This is a genomic window from Myxococcus sp. CA023 (assembly GCF_010998615.1).
Lineage (GTDB): Bacteria > Myxococcota > Myxococcia > Myxococcales > Myxococcaceae > Myxococcus.
The window spans coordinates 129537-148029 of record NZ_JAAEAH010000005.1 but is presented as its reverse complement, the minus strand read 5'-3'; the positions used below and the strand labels follow the sequence as shown (position 1 = coordinate 148029).

General features: G+C 71.1%; 12 protein-coding genes. 9 read left to right on the top strand and 3 right to left on the bottom strand.

From position 1 onward, the window contains the following. The first annotated feature begins 1 nt into the window (after position 1). From F8M74_RS03185 to F8M74_RS03155, 7 genes are all read left to right on the top strand, one after another. Complete coding sequence (locus F8M74_RS03185) at positions 2–1102, top strand: aminotransferase class I/II-fold pyridoxal phosphate-dependent enzyme (RefSeq protein WP_140860733.1); 1101 nt, start codon at positions 2–4, stop codon at positions 1100–1102. Beyond that, a complete protein-coding gene (locus tag F8M74_RS03180) occupies positions 1041–2171 on the top strand; it encodes a PLP-dependent aspartate aminotransferase family protein (RefSeq protein ID WP_141252860.1) in 1131 nt (376 codons plus the stop codon). The genes F8M74_RS03185 and F8M74_RS03180 overlap by 62 nt, the downstream gene beginning before the upstream one ends. A 340-nt stretch (positions 2172–2511) precedes the next feature. Next, positions 2512–3504 carry a methionine ABC transporter ATP-binding protein gene (locus F8M74_RS03175; protein ID WP_141252859.1) on the top strand — a complete coding sequence of 331 codons (993 nt, stop codon included), beginning with the start codon at positions 2512–2514 and terminating at the stop codon, positions 3502–3504. After that, positions 3497–4168, top strand: coding sequence for a methionine ABC transporter permease (locus tag F8M74_RS03170; protein ID WP_141252858.1), 672 nt, complete (start codon positions 3497–3499; stop codon positions 4166–4168). The genes F8M74_RS03175 and F8M74_RS03170 overlap by 8 nt, the downstream gene beginning before the upstream one ends. Before the next feature lie 39 nt (positions 4169–4207). Then, positions 4208–5041, top strand: coding sequence for a MetQ/NlpA family ABC transporter substrate-binding protein (locus F8M74_RS03165; protein WP_011551087.1), 834 nt, complete (start codon positions 4208–4210; stop codon positions 5039–5041). A 98-nt stretch (positions 5042–5139) separates the two neighbouring features. Further along, positions 5140–6075 carry an MBL fold metallo-hydrolase gene (locus F8M74_RS03160; protein WP_141252857.1) on the top strand — a complete coding sequence of 312 codons (936 nt, stop codon included), beginning with the start codon at positions 5140–5142 and terminating at the stop codon, positions 6073–6075. A 31-nt stretch (positions 6076–6106) separates the two neighbouring features. Continuing rightward, on the top strand, positions 6107–7882 hold the full coding sequence (locus F8M74_RS03155) for a M14 family metallopeptidase (protein ID WP_141252856.1): 1776 nt from the start codon (positions 6107–6109) through the stop codon (positions 7880–7882). Between the two features lie 116 nt (positions 7883–7998). On the opposite strand, the gene cglD is transcribed toward F8M74_RS03155, so the two are convergent. Next, positions 7999–11388 carry an adventurous gliding motility lipoprotein CglD gene (gene cglD, locus F8M74_RS03150; RefSeq protein WP_141252902.1) on the bottom strand — a complete coding sequence of 1130 codons (3390 nt, stop codon included), beginning with the start codon at positions 11386–11388 and terminating at the stop codon, positions 7999–8001. Between the two features lie 215 nt (positions 11389–11603). Here cglD and F8M74_RS03145 point away from each other — a divergent pair, with 215 nt between their 5' ends. Next, positions 11604–12431 carry a TIGR02266 family protein gene (locus tag F8M74_RS03145; protein WP_141252855.1) on the top strand — a complete coding sequence of 276 codons (828 nt, stop codon included), beginning with the start codon at positions 11604–11606 and terminating at the stop codon, positions 12429–12431. 5 nt (positions 12432–12436) lie between these two features. Continuing rightward, positions 12437–13360, top strand: coding sequence for a serine/threonine-protein kinase (locus F8M74_RS03140; protein ID WP_141252901.1), 924 nt, complete (start codon positions 12437–12439; stop codon positions 13358–13360). A 15-nt stretch (positions 13361–13375) separates the two neighbouring features. Here F8M74_RS03140 and F8M74_RS38390 read toward each other — a convergent pair whose 3' ends face one another. Next, positions 13376–17218: an AAA family ATPase gene (locus F8M74_RS38390; RefSeq protein WP_141252854.1), complete on the bottom strand. Its 3843-nt coding sequence runs from the start codon at positions 17216–17218 to the stop codon at positions 13376–13378. After that, positions 17215–18459: an exonuclease SbcCD subunit D C-terminal domain-containing protein gene (locus F8M74_RS03130; protein ID WP_141252853.1), complete on the bottom strand. Its 1245-nt coding sequence runs from the start codon at positions 18457–18459 to the stop codon at positions 17215–17217. Before F8M74_RS03130 ends, F8M74_RS38390 begins: the two co-directional genes overlap by 4 nt. Between the last annotated feature and the right edge of the window lie 34 nt (positions 18460–18493).

Below are 18493 nucleotides of genomic sequence, written 5' to 3'. Positions count from 1 at the left end.
CATGAAACTCGCCACCGCTCTCGTCCACGCCGGCGTGCGCCGCGACCCCACCACCGGCGCGGTCGCCGTCCCCATCTACCAATCCGCCACCTTCCAGCACCCCGCGCTCGGGCAATCCACCGGCTACGACTACTCGCGCACGCGAAACCCCACCCGCTCCGCGCTGGAGGATGCGCTGGCGCAACTGGAGGGTGGCAGCCGGGGCCTGGCCTTCAGCTCCGGCATGGCGGCGCTGCACTGTGCCCTCCAGCTCTTCGGCCCGGAGGACCACGTCCTCCTCACCGAGGACCTCTACGGCGGTACCTACCGGCTGGTGGACCGCATCCTCCACGTCCCCTGCACCTTCGTGGACACCTCCCGGCCCAGCGCCGTGCGGGACGCGCTGCGCCCCAACACCCGCGCCATCGTCGTGGAGACGCCCACCAACCCGATGATGCGCACCGCCGACCTCTCCGAACTGGCGGCCATTGCCCGCAAGGCCGGGGTGCTGCTCATCGTCGACAACACCTTCCTCACGCCGTGGCTGCAGCGCCCGCTGGAGCTGGGCGCGGACATCGTCGTGCACAGCGCGACGAAGTACCTGGCCGGACACAACGACGTCGTCGCGGGCGCGCTGGTGGTCAAGGACGCCGCGCTGGGCGAGCGGCTCGCGTACCTCCAGAACGGCATCGGCGCGATTCTCGGTCCGCAGGACGCGTACCTGGTGATTCGCGGCCTGAAGACGCTGGCCCTGCGCATGGAGCGGCACCAGGCCAACGCGCGAGAAGTGGCCGCGTGGCTGCGCGCCCACCCGGGCGTGGAGCGCGTCTTCTATCCCGGCGTGGGCGGGATGCTGTCCTTCACCGTCGCCCACGCGGCCCTGGTGCCCCAGGTGCTCGCGTCCGTGCAGCTGTGTCTCTTCGCCGAGTCGCTCGGCGGCGTGGAGACGCTCATCACCTACCCCACCACGCAGACCCACGCTGACATCCCCGCCGAGCGCCGGGAGGCGCTGGGCATCTCCGACCGGCTGCTCCGGCTCTCCGTAGGAATCGAGGACTCCCATGACATCATCGCCGACCTGGCCCACGCGCTTCGCGACCCGTCTGCTGCACACGGGGCATGAGCAGGACCCCGTCACGGGCGCCGCCGCCGTCCCCATCTACCAGGTGTCCATGTTCGACCAGCCGGGCCTGGAGACGCCCGGCGAGTTCGACTACGCGCGCTCCGGAAACCCCACGCGCAAGGCCCTGGAGGGCGTGCTCGCGGCACTGGACGAAGGCCACGCGGCCTTTGCCTTCGGCTCTGGCATGGCCGCCGTGTCCAGCGTGCTGATGCTCTTCAGCGCGGGGGACCACGTCGTCGTGACGGACGACTGTTACGGCGGCACCTACCGGGTGCTCACTCGCGTCTTCAGCCGCTTCGGCCTGCAGGCCACCTTCGTGGACACCAGCGACCCGGACGCCGTGCGCGCCGCCCTCCGCCCCAACACGCGGGCGCTGCTGGTGGAGAGCGTGAGCAACCCCTTCCTCAACCGCACCGACATCCCCGCGATGGCGCGGGTCGCCCAGGCGCATGGGGCGCTGCTCATCGTGGACAACACGTTCCTGTCCCCGGCCCTCTCGCGTCCGCTGACCGAGGGCGCGGACATCGTCATCCACTCCGCCACCAAGTACCTCGGCGGCCACAGTGACGTCGTCGCCGGGGCGGTGGTGGTGAAGACGCCCGCGCTCGCGCAGGAGCTCGGCTTCCTCCAGAACGCGGTGGGCGCGGTGCTGGGCCCCCAGGACTGCTTCCTCCTCCAGCGGGGCATCAAGACGCTGCAGGTCCGCCTGGAGCGGCAGGTGCGCACGGCGGGAGCCCTGGCGAAGTGGCTCACCGAGCGGCCGGAGGTGCGGCGGGTCTTCTATCCAGGCACGGGCGCGGTGGTGTCGTTCCGGCTGGCCCAGGACACGCTGGCGGCGCCCTTCGTGGAATCGCTCCAGCTCCCCCTGCTGGGCGTGTCGCTGGGCGCGGTGGAGAGCATCATCACCGTTCCGGCTCGACACTCCCACGCCTCCGTGCCCGCCGCCGAGCGGGAGCGCCGGGGCATCACCGACGGACTCATCCGCTTCTCGGTGGGATTGGAGGACCTGGAGGACCTGCAAGAGGACTTCGTGCGGGCATTCACGCAGGCAGGCCGCGTGGCGGCATAGGCCGCCAGGTTGACATGCCGCGTCGGCTCCATTACCTCTCTGCGCCGATGCTCGCTGGTTGCGCCATGTTCGGATTCTGTCGCGGAGGCATGTGTTGTCATGCCCCCACGGGTCCGTCCGTTCGCGCGCGCTGAGCCTCCCTCACGAAACGAACCGACGTTCCTCCCGGCCCGGCCCGTTGCCTGCTTCGTCCAGGCACGGGCCGTCCTTCGCGCACCTCGCGCGAGCCCTCGTCCCACCTCCGCAGTCCCCAGGAGCAGTCCATGCGCGGCACCCCGGACACGAATGAGCAGCGGCCCCCTGGGCCCGCGCGAGCCACGCCCAGCCGGAGCGCCACGCCGTGATTGCGTTTCGCGGAGTCAGCAAGGTCTACACGGCAAGCGGGCGGGAGGTCGCGGCGCTGAGGAACGTGTCGCTCCGGGTGGAGGCCGGCGAAATCCACGGCGTGCTGGGACAAAGCGGCGCCGGCAAATCCACGCTCATCCGCTGCGCCAACCTCCTGGAGCGCCCCACCGAGGGCTCCGTCTCCGTCGACGGACAGGACTTGCTGGCCCTCAATCCGGAGGCACTGCGCAAAGCACGCCAGGGCATCGGGATGATCTTCCAGCACTTCAACCTCTTCGGCTCGAAGACGGTAGCGGCGAACGTCGCGTACCCGCTGGAAGTAGCGGGCGCCCCACGCGAGGCCATCCGCGAGCGCGTGGAGGAGCTGCTGTCGCTCGTGGGACTGTCCGACAAGGCGCAGGCCTACCCCTCGCAGCTCTCCGGCGGACAAAAGCAGCGGGTGGGCATCGCGCGGGCGCTGGCGCCCCGGCCTCGCGTCCTGCTGTCCGACGAGGCCACCTCCGCGCTGGACCCAGAGACGACGCGCTCGGTGCTGGGGCTGCTGCGTGACATCAACCAGAAGCTCGGCGTGACGCTGCTCCTCATCACCCACCAGATGGACGTGGTGAAGGCCATCTGCGACTCGGTGTCGGTGCTGGAGCGGGGACGGCTCGTGGAGCAGGGCAAGGTGACGGAGCTGCTCGCCCATCCCAGCACCCGGTTGCATCAACTGTGCTTTCCGGCATTCGCCCCACCGACGGACGCGCCCTCGGGCCGCCGCGTGGCGCTGACGCTCGCGGGCGAGCACGCGCGGCGGCCCCTCCTGGGCACCCTGGCGCGCCAGTTCGACGTGGACGCCCTGCTGGTTGAAGGCGCCATGGAGCGCGTGGGCAACACCCGCGTGGGAAGGCTCCTCGTCGACCTCCAGGGTTCCGCCGATGCCGTGAGCCAGGCACTCGCGTACCTGCGCGAGCAGGGACTGACGCTCGAGGAGGCCGCACATGGATAGCCAGCTTCCGCGCCTGCTGGGCGTGGCCACCGGTGAGACGCTCTACATGACGTCCGTGGCCGCGGTGCTCGTCCTCCTCGCGGGACTGCCCTTGGGCGTGCTGCTGGTCGTCACGGACCGGGGTGGCCTGTGGGAACGTCCGGCGCTGAACCGGGTGCTGGGCACGCTCGTCAACGTGGGCCGCTCCGTCCCGTTCATCATCCTCATGGTGGCCATCGTCCCGCTCACCCGCCTGCTGGTGGGCACCACCATCGGCACCACCGCCGCCATCGTTCCCCTGGTCGTGGCGGCCATTCCCTTCATGGGACGCGTCGTCGAGCAAAGCCTCCGCGAAGTGGACGCCGGGCTGGTGGAGGCCGCCATCGCCATGGGCTCCACCCACCGCCGCATCGTCTTCCAGGTCCTCATTCCGGAGGCGCTGCCGTCGCTCGTGCGCGGCACCGCGCTCGTCATCATCAGCCTGCTGGGCTACAGCGCCATGGCGGGCGCGGTGGGCGGCGGCGGCCTGGGCGACCTCGCGGTGAAGTACGGCTACATGCGCTTCCGCACCGACGTCATGTTGGGCTGCCTGGTGGTGTTGCTGGTGCTGGTGCAGCTCGTCCAATGGCTGGGTGACGCGCTGGCCTCCCGCTTCGACCACACCGGCGCGCGCTCGTCGCGCTGACCCGCCCTCTCCTTCCCGTTGTCCCTGGAGTCTTCCGACATGAAGTCCCCCTCTCGTTCCCTGCTCACCCCGCTGCTGCTCTCCGTGACGCTGCTGCTCACGGCCTGCCAGAAGCAGGAGGCGTCCTCGGGCGAGTCTTCCGGCGTCCGCACGTTGAAGGTCGGCGTCAACCCGGTGCCCCACGGAGACATTCTCCGCGCCGCCGCCGCCGTGGCCCTGCGTGAGGGCGTGCGCGTCGACGTGGTGGAGTTCACCGACTACGTCCAGCCGAACATCGCGCTGTCTGACAAACAGCTCGACGCCAACTACTTCCAGCACGTGCCCTACCTGGAGCGCTTCGCCGGAGACAGGAAGCTCGCGTTGACGAGCGCCGGCCCGGTGCACCTGGAGCCCCTGGCGCTCTACTCCACGAAGTTCCGTCAGCTCGCGGAGCTGCCGGAGGGCGCGCAGGTGACGCTGCCCGCCGACCCCAGCAACCTGGCGCGGGCGCTGCGCCTGCTCGAAGCCCAGGGCCTGCTGCGTCTGCGAGAGGACGCGGGCGCCACGGCGACGGTGCGGGACGTGGTGGGCAACCCGCGCAAGCTCGACCTGCGGGAGATTGATGCGGAGCAGCAGCCCCGCACGCTGGAGGACGTGGCCGCCGCCGTCATCAACGGCAACTACTTCCTGGAGGCCCAGAAGCACCTGAAGCTGGACGCGAAGGTGCTGGCCCGCGAGGCCGCGCGGGAGAACCCCTACGCCAACGTGCTCGCCGTGCGTCAGGGCGACGAGCAGCGCCCCGAGGTGCGCACGCTGGTGAAGGCGCTCCAGTCCGACGACGTGCGCCGCTACATCGAGTCCACCTACGGCGGCGCGGTGGTGCCCGCCTTCTGACGGATGACACGTCTTCCTTGCGCGCCGTGCCCGGTCCGCGCATGACAGGGGCACGCGCGCGGGGCCCTCCCAACCCCGCCAGACGAGGGAGCAAGTACATGGCCTTGCGGTTCAAGAACCTCGATGGCAGCGGGCCGCAGCCGTTCAGCAGCGTCTTCAAGTGGGCCGTGGCCGACAAGCTCGCCGGCCGCCGCCGCAAGGCCCCGGCCCGCGCCGAGGTCCCCCGCGTGGAGCCCGACCTCGCGCTGCTCGCCACGCCGCCCGCGACGGGAGAGGGCGCGCGGCTGACGTGGCTGGGGCATGCGAGCTGGCTCGTGCAGTTGGACGGACTGTCGCTGCTCATCGACCCGGTGCTGCGCGACGCCATCAGCGGCGTCATCCGGCGCAACGTGCCGCCCGGCGTCCCCGTGGAGAAGCTGCCGCCCATCACCGCCAGCCTCGTCTCCCACAACCACTACGACCACCTGGACCTGCCCACGCTGGAGAAGGTGGGCGCGCCCATCGTCACCGGCCTGGGCCATGCGCCGGTGTTCCGGGGCTCGGGCCTGGACGTCACGGAGCTGGACTGGTGGCGCTCCACGCAGGTGGGCGCCGTCACGGTGCACTTCGTCCCCTCGCAGCACTGGAGCCGCCGCGGCCTCAACGACGTCAACGAGATGCTCTGGGGCGGCTTCGTCATCGAAGGCTCGAGCGCTCGCGTCTTCCACTCCGGCGACACCGCCTACTTCGAGGGCTTCAAGGAGATTGGCCTGCGCTACCCGGGCATCGACGCCGCGATGCTGCCCATTGGCGCGTATGACCCGGCCTGGTTCATGCGCCGTCAGCACATGAACCCCGAGGAAGCCGTGCAGGCCTTCGAGGACCTGGGCGCCGCGCGCTTCCTGGCCATGCACTGGGGCACCTTCAAGCTCACCGACGAGCCGCTCGACGAGCCGCCCCGCCGCCTGGACGCGGAGTGGACCCGGCGGGGCCTGGCGCGTGAGCGCGTCGAAGTGCTGCCGGTAGGTGGAACACTCACCGTCCGCCACGGTTGAAACCCACCAGAGGCTATGTTGTGGGAAGGGCATGCTCCTGCCCTCCCTCCTCGCCCTGACGCTGCATCAGGCACCGTCGTCCCTCACCACCGTCTCCGAACAGAGTGGCTGGACGCGCACGGGCCGCTACCCGGAAGTGGAGTCCCTCTGCCGCGCCTTCCCCAAGGCGTTCCCCGGCAAGGTCCGCTGCGACACGATTGGCACCACGCCGGAAGGCCGGCCGCTGCTCGCGCTCGTTGCCAGCGCGGATGGCACCCTCACGCCCGCCGCCGCGGCGCGCAAGCAGCGCCCCGTCGTCTTCTTCCAGGGTGGCATCCACTCCGGTGAGATTGACGGCAAGGACGCTGGCTTCTGGCTGCTGCGCGACCTGCTCGCCGGGAAGGAGCAGCCCGGCGTCCTCAAGCGCGTCACCGCCGTCTTCGTCCCCGTCTTCAACGTGGACGGCCATGAGCGCTTCGGCCCCAACCACCGACCCAACCAGAATGGCCCCGAGGAGATGGGCTGGCGCGCCACCGCGCAGAACCTCAACCTCAACCGCGACTACGCCAAGGCGGAGGCCCCGGAGATGGTGGCCCTGCTAAAGTACCTCCACGCGTGGGACCCGCTCGTCTACGCCGACCTGCACGCCACCAACGGCGCCAAGTTCGAGCATGACGTGTCCGTGGGCATCGAGCCGCAGAAGTCCGGACCGGCCGCGCTGCGCGAGCTGGGCGTGAAGCTGCGCGAGGAGCTCTTCACCGAGCTGGAGTCCCAGCAGCACCTGCCCGTGCCCTTCTACCCGTCCTTCATCGAGGACGATGACCCCAGCTCCGGCTTCGCCTACGGCGTGCCGCCGCCGCGCTTCAGCCATGCCTACTGGGCCACGCACCGCCGCTTCGGCGTGCTGGTGGAGACGCACTCGTGGAAGCCCTATGCGGAGCGCGTGAAGGCCACGCGGAATATCGTGGCCAGCCTGCTGCGGCTGGTGGCCCGTGACGGCGCCGCCCTGCGCGCGGCGGTGAAGGCAGCAGACGCGGCGGACGCGGCCGGCACGACGCGCGAGGTGGTGCTCGCGTGGAAGAACACGGAGCAGAAGCGGACCATCGACTTCCGGGGCTACGCCTATGAGCGGGGCGCCTCCGACGTGTCCGGCCAGACGTGGATTCGCTACGACGACACGAAGCCCCAGGTCTGGAAGGTGCCCTACTTCGAGGAGATTCAGCCCGCGCTCACCGCCTCGCTGCCCGCGGGTGGCTACCTGGTTCCGCCCGCGCACGCCGCCTGGGTGGAGGCGAAGCTGGCCACACACGGCCTGCGCTCGCAGCGCCTCTCCAAGCCCGTGGCCAGCGCGGCGGTGGAGAGCTTCCGCGCCACCGAGGCGAAGTGGAGCACCCAGTCCGTGGAGAACCGGCAGACGCTCAACGTGAAGGGTGCGTGGGAGCCGCAGTCACAGGCCCTCCCCGCCGGCACGCTGTACGTGCCGGTGGCGCAGGAGGGCGTGGAGCTGGTGGCGCACCTGTTTGAGCCCACGGGGCCGGACTCGCTGCTGTCCTGGGGCTTCTTCAACGCCCACTTCGAGCAGAAGGAGTACGTGGAGGACTACGTGCTGGAGCCCTTCGCGCGGGAGCTGCTCGCGAAGGACGCTTCGGTGAAGGCGGAGTGGGAAGCGAAGCTGAAGGACCCGGCCTTCGCCAAGGACGCGCGCGCCCGCCTGCGCTTCTTCTATGAGCGCCACCCGGCCCGCGACGTCCAGCTCCGCGTCTACCCCGTGCTGCGCATCCAGGCCGCGCCCCATGGGCTGGCGGCGATGAAACCCGCGAAGCCGTAGGAAGCCTGGCCGTGAAATGAAGACGCCCCGGAGCCAGCAGGCCCCGGGGCGTTTTTCTTTCAGCCCTGCTGACTCCGGCCTCCTTCTTCAACGAAGGCCGGAGCGCTTCCGCATCATCAGCCGATGATGCCTTCGCAGGCGCAGTAGCTCTGGTTGCAGACCGCGTTCGGACCGCAGCCGCCGCAGTCCGACTTACAGGCACAGGCGCACGTGTTGGGGTCCGCCTGGTACCGGTCACCACAGTTCAGCGCAGCCGTGTCACACACGCAGCCGCACGCGTCCTGGCTGAACTTGAAGCCCGGCGCGCAGGTGGCCGTCTGGACACACGAGCACGAGCAGGTGTCCGTGTTGCACGTCTCGTAGGTGCCGCACGTGCCGCCGCAGTCCGGCGCACAGGTGAAGGCGCACACCGCGGGGTCCGTGTTGCACACCTGGCCCGGGGCACCGCCGCCGCCGCAGTCCGACGGGCACTCGCACTGGTCCGTGGTGCGGTTGCACGTCAGCTTGCCTTCGCAGAAGTCCGGGTCGTTCGGGTCGTGGTACGGGTCCGCCGCGCACGGCGCGGGGACGCCGTTCGGGTTCGTCGTGCGGTCCGTCCAGTAGCGGTAGGACAGCGCCGCCTGGGTGGTCCCCGCGTTCTGCGGGCGGCACCCGCCGTAGAAGGACACCGCGCGGCTGATGCCGTCCACGTCGAAGCCGTGAGTGCGGCTGCGTGGCAGGTCTCCCGGCGTGGGGCACTGCGACGCGTTCGCCACCGCGTCCATGGCCACCTTCAGCGAGGCGCCGATGGGCGGCTTTTGCGTCCGGTAACCCACCGACGCGATGACGCTATCGATGATGGCGTTGATGGTGGTGGTGATGGCGTTCGCGTCCCGGATGCTGCCGTACACGCCGCCGGTGGCCTGGATGATGTCCAGGTGCCGCGGGTTCCGGGGGTCTTCCTGGGTCTGGCACCAGGTGCTGGTGTCGTTGGTGGCGTTCTCATGCGGGCAGAGGATGCCGTGCACGTCGATGGGCTGGTTCAGCGGGTTGCGGTTCGTCCCCGAGGTGTTGCCCGTGCCCAGGAAGTACTGGGTGTAGGTGTCGATGGAGTCGGAGGACTGGTCCCGCGTGTCCGTCAGGATGACGACCACGACCTTGGCGCCCGCGCGGAAGCGCGTCTGCGCCGTGCCACCGGACGAGGCCAGCAGGTTGATGGCCGCGCGAGCGGATTGCAGGGGACGCTCCGTGCCGTTGCCGTCCTGGTTCACCCAGCACTCACTGTTGGAGGAGCAGGTGGTGGGCTGGGTCCCCGCGGGGATGGTGACAATGGTGCACTGGCCGTTGTTGCAGGTGCTGTTCTGCGTCAGCCACGCCCGGAACTGGTTGATGTTCGGCGTGAAGCCACGCAGCACGTTCGAGTTCGGCTCGTTGCTGTGGGTATAGGACGTGCTCACCATCGCCAGCCGATAATCCAGCGTCGCGTTGGCCAGCTTGGCCGCCACGGCCGAGGCCGCGTTGGCCAGCGACTGCTGCGACGAGGCCATGGAGCCGCTGTCGTCCACCACGAAGAGGAAGTCCACCACCGCCTGCCGCACGGTGAACTTCTCGCACTGCACCGCGTCCGCGTCACCGAACTGCGCCAGCGCCGAGCCACCCGCCGTGTCCGCCGTCGTGAAGAGGCTGCCCGCCTCGTTGTAACGAGACGTCGGGGTGATGGCCAGCACCACCACCACGCTCTGGTCGGAGCGGTGCACGTACTGCGCCTGCATGGTGAAGGGCCCGGTGATGCCGGCCGTTCCCGTCAGCTCTCCCGTGCTTCCGGGCACCAGCGAGCGGGTCAGGGTGTTGGTGAACGTCTTCAGGTCCGCGCCGCCCGACATGGCGTAACGCGCCGACAGCGCGGCGTAGCCGTCCCAGGTGTTGAAGGTCTGCTGGAAGTCACGCGTGGCGGAGTTGAACGACGCCGCGCGGATGCCCGCCTCGTCGTTCGTGGGGTTGGATGACGAGCCCACGCGGCCGCGCTTGTACGCAATCAGCGTCACCTGCTTGGTGGCGTCCCAGCCGATGATGCCCACCGCGTTGTTGCCATCGCGGATGGTGCGCAGGTTGGCGTCCGTGAAGGTGGAGGGCAGCGCCAGCCGCAGGTCCGCGCCGTTCTCTTCCTTGAAGGTGACGGTGCGCAGGTTGGTCGTGCGGCAGGCCTGGCCCGCCGGCGTGTTGGCCGCGCCGTCGGCGGGGTCGTTCGGGTTCAGCTCGCCCTCGTCCACGCGGCCGTTCTGGTTGGCGTCCTCCGCGCCGTCCTGGATGCCGTCACCGTCGCTGTCGGGGTTCGTCGGGGACGTGGTGGTGGTCGGGTCCGCGTCGCCCACGTAGCCACAGTCCTGACGCGGCGCCTGCGCCGTCGACACACCCAGCTCCAGGCCGTCCAGCAGGCCGTCGCCGTCCGTGTCGGGGTCGGTCGGGTCCGTCTCGCCCGGGTCCACGCGGCCGTTACCGTTGGTGTCCTCACCGCGGAAGCCATTGCGGCCCGGGCCGTCCTGGAGACCGTCGCAGTCGGTGTCCGCCAGGCGGGGGTCCGTCTCACCGGCGTCCACGCGGCCGTTGCGGTTCTTGTCCTCGACACCGTCCTGGATGCCGTCGCCGTCCGTGTCGGCGTTGTTCGGGTCCGTGCCCGTCGCAACCTCCACCGAGTCCGGGATGCCGTCGAAGTCGGCGTCCGGAATCGACGCGGCGCAGTCCGCCACGCGCGGGTCCGTCTCGTTGCCGTCCACGATGCCGTTGCGGTTGACGTCCTCGTCACCGTCGCTGCAGGTGTCGCCGTCCGAATCCGGGGCGAGCGGGTTGGTGCCGGTGCGCGACTCCAGGCCGTCATCCAGGCCGTCGCCATCCGTGTCGCGCTTGCGCGGGTCCGTCTCACCGGGGCTCACCACGCCGTTGCGGTTGGCGTCCTCCGCACCGTCCGACAGGCCGTCACCATCCGAGTCGATGGCGTTCGGGTCCGTCTCGCCCGGGTCCCTCCGGCCGTTGCGATTGAGGTCCTCCAGGCCGTCCGGGATGCCGTCGCCGTCCGTGTCCGCCAGCACCGGCGAGGTGCGCGTGGTCGTGTCCTGGTCACCGGGGAAGTTGCAGCGGGGGTCGGGGCTCGAGGTGCGACCCACCTCCACGCCGTCGCGGATGCCGTCGCCATCCGTGTCGCGCAGGCCGGGGTTCGTCTTCGCGCCGCCGGGATAGATGGTCGCGAACTCCTCCGCGTCCGTCAGGCCGTCACAGTCGGAGTCCTTCGTCGAGTTGTCAGGGTCATCGATATCCGTGGGCACCTCACCCGGATCGGGGTCCGGATCCGGAATCACGCCCGCGTCTTCTTCAAGCGGGCCGGCATCCGTACCGCCGTCCGAGTTACCGTCGGGGCCTCCATCGATATTCGGTTGTGGATTGGGGTCAGGGTCTTTCCCACCGCCGCAGCCAGTCAGCAACGACGCTGCCAGCAACGCGCAGGAGAAGTACCTCATCAGGGAGTTGCGCATCGTCTTTGACTCCATGACTCCGACTCCAGGTGGGGGGTGAGTCGAAGCAGACTTCCATAATAGAGAACAACGCGGGAGTTTCCGAGTACCTGTTCCCCTGGGGCAACTCTGAGTCGGGGTCTGGATGATCCCAGTCCAGTGATGTGGCTGGATTGCGCTCAGGCTGTTGGCAAACGGGGTTCGCGGGTTGAATGGGCTCGGCTATCGTCGCGCCCGTGCCCGTCTTCGGTCTTGCGGCATTATGGAATGGCTCGGCTCCCCCGGAGCGCGTGGCGGCCTGGGTGGAAGGGATTGGCGAGGTGCTCACCTCCGCGCAGTCACTCCAGCTCGTGGTGGCCCTGCGCCCCGAGGAAGCAGGGATTGAATTGAAGGTGGAGGCTCCAGGCTATCCACGCTCCGCCGTGGAGCGGCTCGCGGAGGACGCGAAGCGCAGCGGCGGCACGTTCGTGGAGCTGTGGCGTCTGCCCAAGGCGGAGCGAGATGCCTTTCGCGCGGCAGCCTTCGGGGGCGGCACCACCTACCGGGGAGACGAATGCTCCGCCGCGGCGCGGGTGCTGCAGCAGCACCTGACCACGCTGCCCGTCAGCAGCGTGCGTCCCGCGGGGCCCACCGTGGGTGGCACCGCGGCCTCCGTGCCTCAAACGAGCCCGAAGCCCGTGGAGGCGCCTGCTCCCGCACCCAGCAACCAGCCTCACCAGGTGCTCGTCCGCCCGCCGGAGGGGCCTCAGCGTCGCGGGCGCCGCTTCGCCGTGAAGCTGGAAATGGAGTTCCGGACCGAGTTGGACTTCGTGCGTGAGCACGCCCTCAACATCTCCAACGGCGGACTCTTCGTGCGCACCGCGCACCGGCCCCTGCCCGACAGCGTCGTCACCGTGGACGTGAAGCTGCCCAACGGCGAACGCCTGCAGGGCGACGCGGTGGTGGTCCACGTGATGGACGACCCGTACACGGGCGGCGTGGGCCTGGCGTTCCTCAACGACGACGCCACCTTCTCCCAGACGCTGGACGACTACCTGGCGAGCCTCGCGGGTGGCGTGGGCTGAACGTGATGGAGAACGTGCGGGAAATCTGGCCTCGCAACCATGGCCGCTTCCAACTGCTGTCCAGGCTGGGACGCGGCGGCATGGCAGAGGTGTTTCTCGCGCGGATGCAGCAGGGCCCACATGCCGGAGCGCAGGTGGCCCTCAAGCGCGTGCGTCCCGAGCGCATGAGAGACGCGGAGGCCCACGAGCAGCTCCTGCACGAAGCCGAGCTCGCACGCTGCCTGCGCCACCCGTACATCGTCGGCTTCGTGGAGTACGGCGAGCTGCCGGACGGTGGCTACCTGGCGCTGGAGCTGGTGGAAGGCCCCGACCTGGGCCGCGTGCTGGCGCGGTGCCGCCGCCGCCGCATCGAGCTGCCCATCGACATCTCCGTGCTCGTCGTCCGGCAGGTGCTGGAGGCCCTGTCGCACGCGCACCATGCCGTCAGCACCACGGGCCGCCCCCTGGGCGTGGTGCACTGCGACGTGTCCCCGCACAACGTGCTGCTGTCCCGCACCGGCGAGGTGAAGCTGGCGGACTTCGGCGTGGCGCGCTCCCGCGCGGGCGCGGTGCAGGACATCCGGCGGCTGGGCAAGCAGCACTACCGCTCCCCGGAGCTGCTCGCGGGCGACGTGTCCGTGGCGGTGGACCTGTGGGCGACGGCGGTGCTGCTCTACGAACTGCTGGCGCTGGAGTCGCCCTTCCCTTCCGGCCCGGAGGAGCAGGTGGAGTCCTCCATCCGCGGCGGCCGGGTGACTCCCGTGCGCATGCGTGTGCCCGGCGTCCCCGACGCGCTGGCGCTGGTGCTGGACCGCGCGCTGGCGCCCGTCCCTTCGCAGCGCTTCGGCTCCGCGGAGCAGTTCGCCCGGGCCCTGGCGCCGCTGAGCGATGACCGCGTGGCCACGCCCCTGGCCGTGGCCGCGGTGGTGCGCGGGCTGATGGAGACCTGAGCCCGCCAGGGTCCGCTACGCCACCTCCTGCTGTCCCACGGAAGGAGGCACCATGCCCGGGTCTCCCTCCACCACCAGCCGGCTGCGCCCGCCGCCCTGCTTCACCACGCGCACCTGCACTCCGATGCGCTCCGCCATGCCGCTGACGTGCGAGATGATGCCCACCTGCCGGCCCGTGGCCTGGAGCGCGTCCAGCGTGGCCAGGGCCACCTCCAGCGTCTCCGGGTCCAGCGTGCCGAAGCCCTCGTCGATGAAGAGCGTCTCCACTTGCGTCGTCTCCGACGAAAGGGACGCCAGCCCCAACGCGAGCGCCAGGGACACCAGGAAGCTCTCACCGCCGGACAGGCTGGCCACGCTGCGGACCTCGTCGCCCATGTCCCCGTCCACGACTTGAAGGTCCAGGTCGTGTCCGGGCACGCGCATCAGCCGGTAGCGCCGCGCGAGTTCCCGCAGGTGCGCGTTGGCGTGCAGCAGCAAGGCGTCCAGCGTGAGGCTCTGGGCGAAGACCTTGAAGCGCTTGCCGTCGTGCGAGCCAATGAGGTCGCCCAGCACCTTCCACACCTCCGCCGCGCGGCGGCCCTCCTCCAGGGCCGCGGCCTCGGAGCCGTGCCGCGCCCGCGCCGTGTCGTCGGCCTCCAGGCGCGCGTGCAGCGCGGCCTCCGCATGACGACGGGCCTCGACCTCCGCGCGCAGCCGCTCACATTCGGCGCCCGCGTCCTGCTCGGAGAGCGACGGAGGACCGGAGTCCTCGTGCCGCGCGCGACGCTCGCTTCGCTCCGCCAGCACGGCGGTAGTCTGGGCGAGCGCCTCGCGCAGGGCCGACAGTGCGCGAGCCTCTGCTTCGCGCCAGGCCGCGTCGAATGCCAGCAGCGTCCGCACGGCCTCCAGCGTGGTCCCACGCGTGGCGAGCAGCGTTGTCAGCGCGGCGCCTTCCGACTCACGCAGGGCCAGCGCCTCCGTCCTGGCGCGCACGGCATCCTCGGCACGCGCGGTGGCGACCTGCGCCGCCTGACGCGCCGCTTCGGCGCGCTCACGTGCCTGCTCGAAGGCCGACTCCGTGGCCTCCAGTCGTGCCTGGAGCTCAGCGCGGACCTCCGCCGTGGGACGGCCGTACAGCAGGGCCGCGCGTGCGCGGGTCAGCTCGCCGCGCTCCTCCTCCTTGCGCACGGCGAAGGCGTGATGCTCCTCGGCATGGCGGGTGCTCACCTCCACCAGTCCCTGCGCCCGGGCACGATGACGCTGCTCCTCGGCCTCGCGCTCCTCCGCCTTCAGGCGGGCCTCCTCCTTCCCCTTCCACATCACCACCCGCTCGCCACACTTGCGGCGGAAGCTGGCCGGGTCCTCCTCCAGCTTCCGGTCCCAGCCCACGTCCGCGGTGAAGACGGGGGCCACCTCCGCGAGCACCTGCCGCAACGTCTGCTCTGCCGTCTCAAGCCGGGCATGGACGTCCTTGAGCACCGACTCCGCGCGCGACAGCGCCTCCTCCGCGCGGCGCAGCGACTCCGCCGCCACCTCGCGCCGAGTGCGCTGCGTCTCCAGCGCCGCGCGGGCCTCGCGCGCGGTGCGGGCCAATGACTCGGCGGCCTGCTCGTCGGCCTTCAGCGCCGCCAGTCGCTCCGCGACCTCGGCACGCGCCGCGCCGAGCCACGCGCCCGCCTCGGGCGAGCCCCCCACGGCCGGTGGCGACGACGTGCCTGAATCGGGCTCCGTCACGGAGGTGGCGAGGGTGGACACTTCCGCCCCCTCTCCCCGAATGGACTCCAGCCACGAGTCACACCCCTTCCGCCAGGCCTCGCCGTGCGCCTCCGCGCGAGCCTCCGCGGACTGTCTGCGCGCCTCCGCCTGTCCGGCGCGTGCATTCGCCGCCGCGCGCCGAGCGCTCGCCGCCACCTCCGCCTGGGTGGCCGCGGTCCGCTCCGTCTCCAGCGTCTCCACACGCGAAGCTGCTTCCGCGACCAGCCCATCCAGCGCGGACACCTCGCGCGCGTAGGGGTGCTCTTCCGCGCCACACAACGGGCACGCCTCACCGTCCTTCAGCAATGTACGGTGGGACGCATAGCCCTGCGTCGCCTGCGCCAGCGACAGCGAGCGCTGCGCCTCCTTGAGCGCGGCTTCCCCCTGCGTCCGCCGAGTCTCCGCCGCGCGCGCGTCCGCCGTCGCGGCCTCGACCTCCGCCTTCGCCGCCTTCACCTCCGTGTCCGCCTCACGAGCCTCGGCCTCATCCGCGGCGAGACCCTCGTGAGCAGTCTTCAAGCCCCGCACGGCCTCCTGCCGCGCCAACAGGCGTTCACGCTGCGCCCGCCGCTGCGCGCCCGTCTCCGCCCCCACGGCCGTCTCGGCATGCGTCGCCGCGGCCAGGGCCATCTCCTCCGCACGAACCGCGGCATCCCGCTCCCCCCGCCGAAGCCCCACCGTCTCGCGCAGTCCCTCCACCTCACCGAGCAGCCGTCCGGATTCCTCACGAGCCTTGCGCCGCTCGCCCTGCGCCCCCTCGTAGCGTTCCAGCTCGCGATGCCAGCGCGGCCACTCGCTCGTGAGCGCGACCCAGTGCGCCTTCTCCGTCAGCCAGTGCCTCGCGGCCTCCCCCTTGTCTCGTGCCTCGGCCTCGCGCACGAGCACGGCATCCAGCTCCGCCTTCGCCTCCGACAGCGCCGCCTGGGACTTCTCAGCCCGCGCCCGCGCCTCACGCGCCTCCCGGGAGACACCTTCCAGCCGCGCATCCAGTCGCGCCGCCTCCTCCAGCGCGGGACGTGTCGCCACCTCCCGCTCCTGCGCTGCGGCGCGCGCGGTCTCCGCCTCCAGTTGCCCCACCCGCCGCGCCGAGACCTCCGACAGCGCCGCCTCCACCTCCGACGCCCGCGCCACCTGCGCCGCCTCCGCCTCCGCCCACCGGCGCTCCGCAGCCTCCGCCGCCGCCACCGGCCCCCGGAAGGCCTCCGCCTCGCGGACCGCCTCCATCCGTGCCGCGCGCGGCGCCGCTTCCTCCAGGGCCGTCCTGGCCGCCTGCGCCTTCGCCTCCGCCGCCTGCTCCGCCTCCCGCAGCCCCGCCCGCGCGACATGCCACGCCGCCGCGCCCTCCGCGTCCTTGAGCAGCGCCTCCACCGTCTGACGCGCCCGGGACTCCTCACCGAGCGCCGCCGCCGCCGCCGCGCGCTCCGCCTCTGGCATCAGGGCAATCGCCGCCAATCCCTGTGCCCGCTTCGCCAGCGACTCCTGCTCCGCCTTGTTCTTCTCATGCGCGGCCATGGACAAGCGGCTGTACACCTCCGTGCCCGTCATCCGCTCCAGCAGCTCCGCGCGCTCGCTGGCATCCGCCTTGAGGAAGGCCGCGAACTCGCCCTGCGCCAGCAGCGCCGAGCGACGGAACTGGTCGAACGACAACCCCAGCCGCTCCTGGATGGCGGCCAGCACCTCGCCCTTGGTGCGGCCCGTGAGCTGCCCGGTGACCACGTCCATCAACTGCATTTCCTGGGGCCGGAAGCGCCCCTCGGCGCGGTTGCGCGCGCGCCACACGGACCAGCGCGCCCGGTAGCGCCGCCCGTCCTTGCCCAGGAAGTCCACCTCCGCATAGCCCTCGCCCGCGCCCCGGCGCAGCATGCCGCGCACGTCGTAGGCGGACAGTCGCGCGTCCTCATCCTCGTCCGCGCGGCCCACCGGCGCGCCGCCGCGTCCCCCCAGCCGGGGCGTGCGGTCGAACAGCGCCAAACACAGGGCATCCAGCAACGTGCTCTTGCCCGCGCCCGTTGCTCCGGTAATCGCGAACAGGCCCAGCCGGTCCAACGGCGGCTGGTCCAGCTCCAGCGCGAAGTCCCCCGCGAAGCTCGTCAGGTTGGAACCGCGAATCGCGAGCACCTTCACGGCGACTCCTCCTGCACGTCGGTCAGCAACGTATGGAAGGCCTCCAGCAACGCCAGTGCGGGTGGCTCCTCGAAGTCACGGGCGTAACGCGCGCGGAAGACATCCTCGGGCGTGCGTTCCTTCAGGGAGAGGCCCGGCTGCACCTCCGCCAGCGCGCCTCCCGTCCCGGTATAGGCGGGCGTCAGCTTCACCAGCCGCGCCGCCTTCCCCTCCAGCACCTTCTCCACCTTCTGCCGCAGCGCGGGCTCCGGCCGGGGCAACGACACGCACACCTCCAGGTAGGGCCGCCGCCACTCCAGCGTGTCCGCGTCGTGCGCCGGCAAGCCCTCCAGCTGCGTCAGCACGGCGTCCAGGGGCGCCGCGTCCCGCGAAGGCACGCGCACCATGTCCGTGGTCCGGGGCACGGGCAGGGATTGCACCTCGCGCAGCGCGTCGCCTTCCAGCTCCACCAGCAGCACCTGATGCCGGTAGCCCGCCTCCGACAGCGACAGGGGCAACGGCGAGCCGCTGTAACGCACCCCCTCGCGTCCGCCCACCCGCTGGGCCTTGTGCAGATGCCCCAGCGCCGCGTAGGCCACGTCCTCCGGGAACAGGTCCACGGGCAGCGCATGCTGGTTGCCGCCGAGAATCTTCCGCTCGCTCAACGCGGACAGCTCCGTGCCCGTCATGTAGCAATGCCCCATGGCCACCAGCGCCTGTCCCGCCTGACGCCTGCGCCGCGCCGCGGCCAGCACCTCCGCGTACACCGCGCGCACGCCCTCCACCAGCCGGTCTCCCATGTCTCCGGGCACGGGCGGCAAGTCCGCGGGACGCAGGTACGGCACCGCCGCCACCCACGCACCCACCCGTCCCTTCGCGTCGTGCAGCGGCACCAGCAGCCGCTCCTGGTCCGTGGCGTCTCGGGCCCGCGGCAGTCCGCCCACCACGTGCACGCCCAGCGCCGCGAACAGCGGGTCCGGCGCGTCCAGCCGCGCCGCGGAGTCGTGGTTGCCGCCAATCACCACCACGTCCAGCCGGGGCATCCGCCGCCGCGCCTTCGCGACGAACTGGTACCAGGCCGCCTGCGCCTCCGCGCTGGGGTTCGCCGTGTCGAAGATGTCCCCAGCCACCAGCAGCGCATCCACGGCCTGCGCCTCCAGGGTCTCCAGCAGCCAGTCCAGGAAGGCGGCGTGCTCCGCATCCCGCGAGACGTCGTACAGCGTGTGTCCCAGGTGCCAGTCCGACGTGTGCAGCAGGCGCATCAGGCGTCCACCCTCCCTCTTTCCCGTGGCGCTT